Source organism: Pelagibacterium sp., assembly GCF_048264985.1.
Classification (GTDB): Bacteria; Pseudomonadota; Alphaproteobacteria; order Rhizobiales; family Devosiaceae; genus Pelagibacterium.
The window spans coordinates 102,542-113,014 of sequence record NZ_JBLXCL010000006.1 but is presented as its reverse complement, the minus strand read 5'-3'; the positions used below and the strand labels follow the sequence as shown (position 1 = coordinate 113,014).

General features: G+C 58.2%; 10 protein-coding genes. 7 read left to right on the top strand and 3 right to left on the bottom strand.

Annotated features, from left to right (window positions below; all coding sequences use genetic code 11):
- Nucleotides 1-97: 97 nt before the first annotated feature.
- On the top strand, nt 98-1,516 hold the full coding sequence (locus ACN0TA_RS15040; protein WP_417584375.1) for a sensor histidine kinase: 1,419 nt from the start codon (nt 98-100) through the stop codon (nt 1,514-1,516).
- Complete coding sequence (locus ACN0TA_RS15035) at nt 1,509-2,159, top strand: response regulator (protein WP_417584373.1); 651 nt, start codon at nt 1,509-1,511, stop codon at nt 2,157-2,159. The genes ACN0TA_RS15040 and ACN0TA_RS15035 overlap by 8 nt, the downstream gene beginning before the upstream one ends.
- A gap of 263 nt (nt 2,160-2,422) precedes the next feature.
- Here ACN0TA_RS15035 and ACN0TA_RS15030 read toward each other — a convergent pair whose 3' ends face one another.
- The gene (locus ACN0TA_RS15030) at nt 2,423-3,142 is read right to left on the bottom strand and encodes an alpha/beta fold hydrolase (RefSeq protein WP_417584407.1); all 720 of its coding nucleotides are present in this window, start codon (nt 3,140-3,142) and stop codon (nt 2,423-2,425) included.
- Between the two features lie 107 nt (nt 3,143-3,249).
- Between ACN0TA_RS15030 and ACN0TA_RS15025 the strand changes: the two genes are divergently transcribed.
- Nucleotides 3,250-4,044 carry a LysR family transcriptional regulator gene (locus ACN0TA_RS15025; protein ID WP_417584371.1) on the top strand — a complete coding sequence of 265 codons (795 nt, stop codon included), beginning with the start codon at nt 3,250-3,252 and terminating at the stop codon, nt 4,042-4,044.
- A gap of 515 nt (nt 4,045-4,559) precedes the next feature.
- Nucleotides 4,560-6,134 (top strand): methyl-accepting chemotaxis protein, encoded by a 1,575-nt coding sequence (locus tag ACN0TA_RS15020; RefSeq protein ID WP_417584369.1) that lies wholly within the window; start codon nt 4,560-4,562, stop codon nt 6,132-6,134.
- Between the two features lie 1,026 nt (nt 6,135-7,160).
- Here the strand turns inward: ACN0TA_RS15020 and ACN0TA_RS15015 are convergent.
- Nucleotides 7,161-7,532: a hypothetical protein gene (locus ACN0TA_RS15015; RefSeq protein ID WP_417584367.1), complete on the bottom strand. Its 372-nt coding sequence runs from the start codon at nt 7,530-7,532 to the stop codon at nt 7,161-7,163.
- 600 nt (nt 7,533-8,132) lie between these two features.
- Here ACN0TA_RS15015 and ACN0TA_RS15010 point away from each other — a divergent pair.
- Together ACN0TA_RS15010 and ACN0TA_RS15005 are read left to right on the top strand one after the other, a co-directional pair.
- Nucleotides 8,133-8,939: a hypothetical protein gene (locus ACN0TA_RS15010; protein ID WP_417584365.1), complete on the top strand. Its 807-nt coding sequence runs from the start codon at nt 8,133-8,135 to the stop codon at nt 8,937-8,939.
- A 75-nt stretch (nt 8,940-9,014) separates the two neighbouring features.
- On the top strand, nt 9,015-9,242 hold the full coding sequence (locus ACN0TA_RS15005; protein ID WP_332715895.1) for a hypothetical protein: 228 nt from the start codon (nt 9,015-9,017) through the stop codon (nt 9,240-9,242).
- A gap of 31 nt (nt 9,243-9,273) precedes the next feature.
- Here ACN0TA_RS15005 and ACN0TA_RS15000 read toward each other — a convergent pair whose 3' ends face one another.
- Nucleotides 9,274-9,786 (bottom strand): hypothetical protein, encoded by a 513-nt coding sequence (locus tag ACN0TA_RS15000; protein ID WP_417584363.1) that lies wholly within the window; start codon nt 9,784-9,786, stop codon nt 9,274-9,276.
- Nucleotides 9,787-10,160: 374 nt separating this feature from the next.
- Here ACN0TA_RS15000 and ACN0TA_RS14995 point away from each other — a divergent pair, with 374 nt between their 5' ends.
- The gene (locus ACN0TA_RS14995) at nt 10,161-10,463 is read left to right on the top strand and encodes a hypothetical protein (RefSeq protein WP_417584361.1); all 303 of its coding nucleotides are present in this window, start codon (nt 10,161-10,163) and stop codon (nt 10,461-10,463) included.
- Nucleotides 10,464-10,473: the final 10 nt, after the last annotated feature.

Sequence of the window (10,473 nt, the reverse complement as noted above, 5' to 3'; positions counted from 1 at the left end):
GCAAAACTGAAGTAATTCTGCAACTGGAGGATGCGCCATTCAGACGGCATCGAGCGGCCTGCCGGGAGTGGGGGAGAATATGGGCCAGGTACAAAGATTGGCGAGACCGCCGGGCTCTTGGCACCGGCTTTGGCTAGGTTTGTGGGGCCGCCGCAGTCTGATCGAGCAGTTCAGCCTGGCGGGCGGCGCGGTAATGATCGTGGTCATGATCGTCACCGGAACGGTCATTTCGAACTTCGTGCGCTCAAACGCGCTCTATCATCGGGCAGTGGCGACTGCTTTGTTTGTCGATAGTTCCATTGTCAGTCATCTGGGGGCGTTGCGGAGCGGGGGAGACATTACTGACGAGGCGCATGTCCAATTGGACAGCCTATTCGACACTAGCGCATTTGCCGACCGAGTTCCCTATCTTGACATATGGCGCGCCGACGGGACGGTTCTCTACTCCAATTCCGAAGGTCTAATCGGCGAGCAGTTCGAATTGCCGCCCGGAGCCGTTCGGGCCTTCAATGGCATGGTTGTGGCGCTTGAGACCGACCTCTCAGCGCTAGAGCATATCTCGCGCGGGTTCCAGCGAACGTATACTGAAATCTATACGCCAATTCATGGAGCGGATGGAGAGATCATTGCCGTGTCGGAAGTCCACGAAGCCTCCAGTGACATTGGAGAGGCCCTAGTTGCCGCTTCGATCCGCAGCTGGGTTGCTGTTGGCCTTGCTTGTCTTGTCTTCTATCTAGCGCTGTTTGCCCTGGTCTGGCGCGCGTCGCAAAAGCTTGAGCGGCAGGAAAAATCCCTGTCTACGCAATTGTTGCAGACCCAGATTCTCGCCGACCGCAATAGTGCCCTGCGCGAACAAGCCCTTTCAGCCTCTCGACTGCTGACAGAACACAATGACCATTTCCTCAGCACCCTCGGGGCCGATCTTCACGATGGGCCCAGCCAGTTGATCAGCTACGCGGTACTAAAGGTCGAAATGGCACGACGAGCAAAAAGCGTGGCCGCACTTCATTCAGAACTAGGTGAAATCGAAACGAATTTGACATCTGCCCTCAACGATGTGCGCAACATTGCGCATGGTCTTGTGTTGCCACAGATCGAGGAAGGATCATTAACGGATGCAATTGCCCATGCGGTTCATATTCACAAGGACAGGACGGGCATGACCATAGATGCCGATCTGGCACTGGGCAATGCGCGGTTGGATCGATCGATCCGGTCGATCAATATCTGCGTATTTCGATTTGTTCAGGAGGGTCTCAACAATGCCTATCGTCATAGCGCAAGCGATAACGCAAGGGTAGAAGCGACTCTGGACTCCAAGGAAATGTTGGATATCCGGGTAATTTCGTATGGGCGGAAAACAATGTCAGGATCGGCTCCCTCGCCAGGCATCGGACTTGAAGGGCTAAAGGCTCGAATCAATGCGCTTGGCGGTGAACTGCACTTTTCGCGACTGGATGAGGTCAGTGTGCTCGAAATGTCGCTCAATTTGCACGAACAGGCGGCCCATGTCTAAGCAACGAATTGTCATCGTAGACGATCATCCTATTTTTCGGTCCGGCTTGACACAGACGCTTGAGCTTGAGCCGGATTTTGACGTGGTTGCCCAGGGAGAAAGTGGCACGGAGGCCATCGTACTCGCTGGGCGCCATCGGCCCGATATGCTGTTGCTGGACGTGGCGATGGCGACCGGTGGCGTTGATGTGATCCCCGACGTGCTCAAGGTCAGCCCCAACACGCTCGTTGTAATGCTTACGGCGTCGACGAAGGTCAATGACGTTTCGCGCTCACTTGATCTAGGGGCCGTCAGCTATTTGCTCAAGGGCACAACCGCGCGCGAGCTGCTCAATGCCGTCAAGGAGATTTTTGATGGCCGGGTGCAAATATCGCCGCGGCTGCTTGGGGACCTGATCAGCCAGCAACAGATCCATTCCCTCTCACCTGAACAAGAAGCGATTGCCAAACTCACCGATCAGGAGGCGCGGGTTCTACGACTTGTCAGTCAGGGGTTCAGCAACGCTGAAATCGGTAGAACCCTTGAAGTGCAGGAAAAGACGGTCAAGTTCCATCTCTCGAACATTTTCGAAAAGCTCGCAGTTCGCAATCGCGTGGAGGCGGCGCTGCTAGCCCAACGCGTTTGGCGCGACGCCGGTGGGTAATAGCGCCGCCACAAAGTCCCGACTCACAGTCCGGCGTCATCGCAGCGCAAGGAGACCATCTACGCCCGATCCGGTGTGGAGCTCGATCATTCGCTTCTGGAGCAGTGGATGGGCGAGGTCGGGTTCGAACTCGAACGGCTGGCTAATTCATACGAGTTCGTACCAAGGCCGGTGCTGCCGGCTGCCCGTGAAGAAATGCCGTGGCAGCTGTCGCACATGCCGAACATTCACATTTTCGGAGAAGAGCCCGCAACTTTTGCAGGCTACTGCGCAGCCATCAGGATGGCTCCCGCCGCTGCGGCAGGGTTGCTAAAGCAAACCTCATGACTGCCTGACGCCTGCACCAGGCGAAATAGACCGAGTTTTTCCGATAGGCGGGGATGCCACGGCATCGAGTGCGGCATCCCGGTGTCTTCGGTGAAGTTGATATAAGATTTTGGAACAGCGAACGCTGCCGGGGGGAGGGATAACGAAATCTTATCCGTAAAGGTGCGATAGGGTTGCGGGACGAGCTTTGCATAAGCCGCAGTTGACCTCTCGTCGGTCATGTCGTTGGTCAAAGCTTCCCTCCAGATTGGGAATGGCATCATGACCGAGCCGCCGCTTTCGGCCATCTTGTCAAAAAGATCGAGGAAGAAGGGTGGGACCAAGTCGTTAAGACATTCGCCATCGTTTGGAACGAACGCGCTCCAATATACTAGGCGGCGAATTGTGCCGGCTGGCATGCGGTCGGCCACCCCCGTGATGAGCATGCCACCATAGCTGTGCCCAACCAGAACAAAATCAGTCAGCGCCTCGCTCTCGATAAACTCAACGATCGACTGAATCGCTTCTTCCAGGCTCGTGTCAGCACTATCGCCAAGACGATTTCCGGCCGCTGTGGGCGTGTGAACCACGTGACCTCGAGATGCGATATGTTCGGCTACCGCCACCATCAGATCGCCGGTGTGCCACGCTCCGTGAACCAGAACAAAAGTCATAATTGGTTTTCTCCCATGCAGCGCTGTCTGTTGTTGCAGGCTTGGCTTGAGAATACTCGGGCACTCCTTCATGATGGAAATCCAATGATGGTATCGGGCCGATCCATGCCATGAATATTGCTTCGCTGGATCTCAATCTGCTGCGCGTGTTCAATGCCCTCATGCAGGAGCGCAGCGTTACGCGCGCCGGCGAGCGAATCGGCCTAAGTCAACCGGCGGTCAGCGCCGCCCTCAACCGTTTGCGACACCTTGTGGGAGATCAGCTCTTCGTGCGTGAGGGCAATACCATGGTCCCAACACCAAGAGCCATCACCCTTAGTGGAGCCGTCAGCGATGCGATGACCAGTATCGACGCCGTGTTCTCCGAGAACTCGACTTTCGACGCATCGACCGCACACAGGAACTTTCGGATCCTGGGTTCGGACTATTTTTCGACCATGTTGATGCCCGAGCTCTCCCATCGCGTGCGTGCGCAGGCGCCGAAGGTGCTCTTACAGTTCCTGGACGGCGGGCCTCGCGCCATGCCCCATGTATTGTCACAGGGAACAATCGACCTTGCGCTTTCACCCCCTGTCGATATTCCTGACTGGGCAGCATTCCAATTCCTCTTCAAGTCACGCCTTGTGATGGTCTCCAAGAAGGGAAATCCGACTTTCGCAGACGCTGGCATCCATGCAGGCGATATTGTGCCTCTGGACATCTTTTGTACGCTACCACACGCCATATGCTCGACAGACGGCGGGCTCTCCACCGCAACCGATGCAGCGCTGGCAGAAAATGGCCGTAAGCGAAACCTGTTTCTAACAATGCCCCACTTCCATGCGCTCGCACTGGCAGTTGCCAAGGGTCACGTCGTGGCGTCGTTGCCCGTGCAGTTTGCCGAAATCACCGCACAATCCCCTTGACCTGGAGCTCTTTGAATTGCCAGTGGGCGGCCAAGAGATGGAAATGGGCATGTATTGGCATCGACGATATGATCGCGATAGCGCTCATGTTTGGCTCCGTGAGCAGGTGCAGTCAGTTCTCGGGGAGCAAACACACGCACTTCGAGACAGGTGAAGGCGCAGTTCCCCATTACGGTCATTTGGTCGGAGAGACGCAGGGCCCGAAAGCGAACTTAGGTCACCTTCCGGCCCCGTTGCGGTCAGAACAACCTGCTTAAATACACATTTCGCCGAACGGCAGAGCTAAATGCGGACCGACCCTAAGCTATTCTGGAGCACAGGGCTGGGCCGCCGACCTGAAAAGACACCGAGCCGCTGCCCGCTCCAACCTTACGGGAAAACTGATTACCCCCACACGCGATAACCGATCCTTTACCAAGATTGTCCATGTTCACCAAGGACTGTGATCCAGATCAAGATTTGGGAATCTCGATTGGCATAGAACGTCACAGACGCCAATCTGGAAGCCTCTCGCCATGACCTCCGATACCGCCGATCTTCTCCAGTCCCGTCTCGACTTTATCGGTCTTGATGATGTTGCGCGAGACAGCATGGCCCGCGCCCAGCCGCTGATCGAGGCTCATCTCGAACCGGCCCTGACCCGGTTTTACGCCAAGATCGCCGAGATCCCGGCCGTAGCCCGCTTTTTTGATGGCACGCCACAGATGGATCGGGCCAAGTCCAAGCAGCTAGGCCATTGGTCGGCTATTGCGACGGGGCAGTTGGACCAAGCCTATATGGAGGCCAGCAGCAAGGTGGGGCTCCGCCATGCCAAGATCGAGCTGGAGCCGCGCTGGCATATCGGCGGTTATGGCCTGATCATGGAAACACTGGTGCGCGGGCTGGTGCACGACACCATGGCGGCAGCGCTCGAGCCGGAAAGAGGCCGCTTCGGCCGTTCCGTGCCGCGCACGTCCGAAGCCGTGCTGGCTGATGCCGATGCCATGGCAGACATGCTGGTGGCGGTGCTCAAATCCATGCTGCTCGATGTCGACATTGGCGTCTCCGCTTATTTCAACAAGCTGACGACCGATGCCCGAGAGGCCGATGACGCCGCGCGCGCAAAAATCGACAAGGCCGTCGCCGCGACCGGGGCGGTGCTCCGTGATGTGGCCCAGGGCAATCTCACCAGCCGGGTGACAGAGGCCCTCGACCCCGAATTCGACCAGATCAAGAAGGACACCAATGCGGTGGCGGAACGGCTCACCGAGATCGTCGGGCAATTGCAGCAGACTTCCCGCTCACTCAAGACGGCGACCGGAGAAATTCTGGCCGGCGCCAATGATCTGGCCGACCGCACCACGCGGCAGGCGGCGACAATTGAGCAAACCTCTGCATCGGTTGAACAGCTTTCCACGGCGGTGGTGGAAAATGCCAAACGGGCGGCAACCGCCAGCGACACGGCTCGCCAATTGTCCCGCAGCGCGACCGAAGGCGGCGCGGTGATGGGCGAAGCCAATCAGGCCATGAGCGCCATCGAAACCTCCTCGGCCAAGATCTCCAATATTATCGGCATGATCGACGACATCGCCTTCCAAACCAATCTGCTGGCGCTCAATGCTTCTGTGGAAGCGGCGCGCGCCGGCGAAGCCGGCAAGGGCTTTGCCGTGGTGGCAGTGGAAGTGCGACGCCTGGCGCAAAACGCGGCCCAGGCCTCCAGCGAGGTCAAGCAGTTGATCGACGCCAGCGCGGGCGAGGTGCGCAACGGCACCCAGTTGGTTGCGCGCGCAGCCGAGACCTTGCTCGATATCCAGACCCGTGCCGAGGAAAGCGCGGGGCTAATCGATGCCATTGCCAAGGCCAATGGCGAGCAGTCGCAGGCGCTTGAAGAGGTGAACGTGGCGGCGCGGACCATGGACGAGATGACCCAGCACAATGCAGCACTGGTGGAAGAAACCAATGCCGCCATCGAGCAGACCGAAGCCCAGGCAATCGAACTCGATCAGATTGTGGCGGTGTTCCGGCTGAACGGTCCCGAACAATCGGTGCCGCAGTTGCAGAAGTTGGCCAAACCCACCGGATATTCGACCCGCATCGCAGGTATCGGGTAATACCGCGCTCGCCGCGGATTGGGAGCAATTCTAGTCTATCCTCGTTATCCTCCTGCAGGAACCCCTTTACCGCTGCGACGGTGACGGTTGACGCCGCTGTGCACAGGGCCTCGCAGTTCTCGCGGTGGGACTGCAGCTGCTCCATGGAAGATCGGACCGAATTCGCCATTTTTTGCCAAGCTCGGTCGCACTCCTGGAAATGAACACCTGGAACGGGCGGGAACCGAAATCGCCAATGGGGCCCGAGAGAATGGCGACTAGCGCGACCTCACTCACCGATATTAAGTAAATGCCGAGTCGTGAGAGAAGGTGCCTTCCTCGGGCGGTATGACGACGATCTCGTAGACGAAGGCGCTGCCGAAGAGTTCTTGATTGTGACCTCGGCAATCCGGCTTGCATTCTCCGCGGTCCCGACGAACGTCCACAGCGATAGAACATGCCTGGGCAACTTATGATGGATAGGCGTTGCCCCTCTTTACGGTCCTGCATGCTCCCCCAGGCGCACTGCAAAAGACCACCGCTTGGCCAAAGCCCAGATGGCTACGCCGCCGCCCTTCCCATCTAGGCGAGTGTCCGCCTTTAGCTTTTCGACGCGGGATGGGGAACAGCCGGAACGGGGCGCGAAGCGGACCAGGAACCTGCTCGACGAATGGCCAGTTCTACGGTGTCGCCGTAAAACTGCAAATTGCCGGCATGGGGGTGGCATACTGATTGTCACCATTCTGAGCTTCGTCGGCGGAGGCAGACTGACTGGGTCCGGCAATACTCACGACTCTTTGTCTCCATTCCCAGTTTGAGAAAGGGGTTCTGCGCTGTAAGCTCATGGGAAAAGGTGGGCCGCCGAGGCTTGCACCCCTCAGCGGCCAATGTCGTGCGAAAGCACTACAGGACGGGGTCAAATATATGCTTTCCGCAAGCACGACACAATACCTTTGGCTGCGCGGAAAGTGTTTCTGGATTTCCGTTACCCGTCTGGAGGCGTCCTGAGGAGGTAACGGGGGTGAACACAGTGCCGATGACGACGCGTCACGATGCCGGGGCACCCGTGCGATATCGAGATGAACCGTCGGGCGACACACTGGGGATGTGGCCAGCAAGACGATGTGCATCGCGTGGAGCGAGGATATCGCGGACGGCCTTCCGGGTCTCGATTCCATTGTAGCCGCCGCGCTTCGAGAGAATGTCGACAGCGACAGCGATGATGAGGGCGGCGTTGATGGGTACGTTGCCGGGCTGGATGGATTTCCGGTCCAGGGTCAGAATCGCGAAGGAAAATGCTTCTGTAACCGCGTTCTGGACCGCCGAGGGCTCAGGGATGCCAGACGCGCGCCGACGCTCACGCTCCAGGCGCTTGCGGTCGCGGTCTTCTCGGCGGCGCTGGGCTGTTGTCTTGCTCATGTTCGCGAAGATGTGGCCAGGCGATGCAAGGGACAAGTCACGGAAAATGATGGGACGTGTCGGATGGAAACGTCCGTCACGAAGCCCGCTGAGGCCGCCGGATTTGGATGGATGAAGAACGGGACGCGGAAGCCTCCCGATGTGCCTCCAGCCTCACGCAAGCGGATCATGTGACGAAGGGAGAGGCGAGGCAGACGACCGGGGCCGAGGCAAAAGACTCTAACCACAGCTCCGCATTGAATGGGGGCTCACCGTTGCCCTTCCGGGATTCCGGATTCATCGCGCAGCAGAGCTGCGCAATATACGCGCGTCAGCGCGGGCGGCTCCTATTCTAAAACAATCGAGCCTCTGGATCGTCAGCGCATTGTTTTCAACGAACGGGATTTGGGAGACCAGACCCGATTCTCGATAAGCGAAGCGCGCCTCCCGCGCGCGGAGCATATGCGTTTGTTGCAACCGTAGGGGAAAGAAGGGATCCCCTATAAGGTAACCCAAGGGGTCAGACATTTATCACAACATGTCCCGAGAAAACCAGCGCTTGACATCAGCATCAGGCGGCCCCCATCTTCTGCCTAATGGATAATTTCACGGGTCTAAATCATGCGTAGCAGCCGTTTTCAGCCGACCGATGCGGTCATCGACATCCCTTTGCCGCTTGCGCAGACTTTGTATCCGTCAGGCCTTTCGGCTCCTCAGATGCGCGCCATGATCGTGCTGCTGTCGCGTGTGAATGCCGACGGCTATTTCGAGATCCTAAAGCCTCAGCTCGAAGAAGCCGCCGATCTGCGCATCGACAACGCGACGCGCTTTTTGATGCCTCTATTCGAATCCCTCGTCGGCAATATCGCCGAACCAGACCTCTGGTTCGATGACTTGCAGTACATTCCCGGCATCCGACGGACGACCGCAGGGGTCATTAAAGGAAAGCTATCGCCTGCAGGGGGCTATCACATGCAGCTTGATCGCGGCTTTGTCCCGATCCGCGTTGAAGAGTTCCGCTCGTATTCATCCGTGCACGCAATCCTGCTTCGGCTGCGCCTTGGCGCGTGGTTTCATCTCAACCCGGGGATGAAGCAAATGAAGATACGGATGACGGCCGAGGACGTGCACGACATGTTCGGCGACTATTGTCGCGCTGCCCGTCGGGAGCGACCAGATGGTGATTACGAAATCACGCTGGGCCGGTTGCTTGCTTCAGTCCTCACGCCGGGCGCAGAGCAGATCAACGCGATTTCGGACGAGTTTTCCGTCGGGCTGTCGGCGAAACGAAAGGCATCTGGCGCCGTCGGTCGCGCGCTCGAGTTCGTCGAGATATCTGCGAACCGGCTCGAAGACCGCGCAACGCTCAAGGACCTCGTGAAAGCGACCCGTTATCGGGAGCGGATGCAACGGCACCGAAGGGCCTGATAGCCGGCATTTTACCAATCGATTTCACCCAATTTTCGAGGATTCGTGCTATAAGCCGTAGACAAGGAGAAACACATGTTTTCAGGAGATAATACCGACTTCGTACTCGCGATGAACATGGCCACACGCGCGAAGAATGCCGAAACCGCACGCCGTCGCGCAGCCGCCGGTCAGGCCCGCCTTTCATCGGCACTGTCGGCATTGCAGCGCCGTGTCGCCGAGCTTGAGCAAGAGCTCGCCCGCGAGCGCGGTCTTCGCCTGCAGCTCGAGCTTGTTGCCAAGCGCCGCCGTCTGTTTTCCTGAAACGAAGAAGGCGGGATCGTTCCCGCCCATCTCACGCATACAGCTTGTCGAGGAATGCATCCGTCACCGGCCTTCGCCGCGTCCGCTGCTCCCGCTCACGTTCGATCGCGCGATCCTGTTCGACTGCTTGCTCGTACGCTGCAATGCTCTCATGATCGTACGCCAACAGCCCCCGGATCGAGCGCGTCTGACGCATATGCGCTGACAGCTGCTCATCGGACGCTTGCACGACGAGCGTCAGCATCGAGGCCGGCATCGCACTCAGCCATTTGACGTTATCCGACCCGATCGCATCCAAGACCTCAGCGTGGGGCACACGCCCCCGTGACAGCAGGTCTGCTGCCAGGCGCAGCTGATCGTATCCCCGGTCGGGGGCGACGCCGCGATCTTGCGCGACCTCGTCCTGAATTGTCGGCATCGGGGTCATGGGCATGCCACCGCCGACAAGCTTCATGACGAGCTTGCCGGTCTCATCCCGCACCCACCGCACTGCACTCATGATCGCCGCAAACATCGCGGCAAACGCTCTGAAAATCGCTCGCATCTTGGACCTCCTTGGCTGCGATCGATTCGTTATCCGTCGGATCGATGAAAGCGACCAGATCGGCCCTCAGAATGACACGCTCACGAACTTGTGATTAAGGGGTGAACGGGGCTACGATGCCGCCAGCCGTGAAATACGAAATCGAACGTTTCGATTTTCGAAGGGTTTCTAGGGGTCAACTAGAATCAATTACTAGCGTTCCGCATCGCGTCAGATGACGATTTTGATACGCAAGGATTCTGATCTTCGAGCATCCGCGCTTAACTCGGTAGCTGCAATGCAATCAAGCCCCCATATATAAAGAGCAACTGATTGCGTGTGACTTTCATCCCCCCAGGGCATCCTCCCTCCATCGTCACCAATGGAGAATATCGATGCCCCGCACTCATGCCGAAACCATGCAAATCGCCGCGCTTGCAGAGAGCATCGGCTACGCGCACCCAGCCGCCGAACTCGAGCCCGCTGGCCGCATGTACGAAGACGCGGCTTGGAACGATCTCGTCGATTGGTTTCGCGAGAATACCGACTCTTGGTCGGATGCCGTACGCGTGTATTGCGCGACCAGATTCGGCCAGTCGATCGAGGAGGTGAGCATCGCCGCCGAAGGATGGATCGTGAGCACGGCGAAGCGACTGGAGCGCGAAGACGAACCCGATGCCGTCGTGTGGTTCAATTGAGGGGATCGAT

What these genes read in the sequence shown, in the direction of transcription:
- ACN0TA_RS15035 (WP_417584373.1), top strand. Translation starts at nt 1,509, where the DNA reads ATGTCTAAGCAACGAATTGTCATCGTAGACGATCATCCTATTTTTCGG.
- ACN0TA_RS15025 (WP_417584371.1), top strand. Translation starts at nt 3,250, where the DNA reads ATGAATATTGCTTCGCTGGATCTCAATCTGCTGCGCGTGTTCAATGCC.
- ACN0TA_RS15020 (WP_417584369.1), top strand. Translation starts at nt 4,560, where the DNA reads ATGACCTCCGATACCGCCGATCTTCTCCAGTCCCGTCTCGACTTTATC.
- ACN0TA_RS15015 (WP_417584367.1), bottom strand. Translation starts at nt 7,532, where the DNA reads ATGAGCAAGACAACAGCCCAGCGCCGCCGAGAAGACCGCGACCGCAAG.
- ACN0TA_RS15010 (WP_417584365.1), top strand. Translation starts at nt 8,133, where the DNA reads ATGCGTAGCAGCCGTTTTCAGCCGACCGATGCGGTCATCGACATCCCT.
- ACN0TA_RS15005 (WP_332715895.1), top strand. Translation starts at nt 9,015, where the DNA reads ATGTTTTCAGGAGATAATACCGACTTCGTACTCGCGATGAACATGGCC.
- ACN0TA_RS15000 (WP_417584363.1), bottom strand. Translation starts at nt 9,786, where the DNA reads ATGCGAGCGATTTTCAGAGCGTTTGCCGCGATGTTTGCGGCGATCATG.
- ACN0TA_RS14995 (WP_417584361.1), top strand. Translation starts at nt 10,161, where the DNA reads ATGCCCCGCACTCATGCCGAAACCATGCAAATCGCCGCGCTTGCAGAG.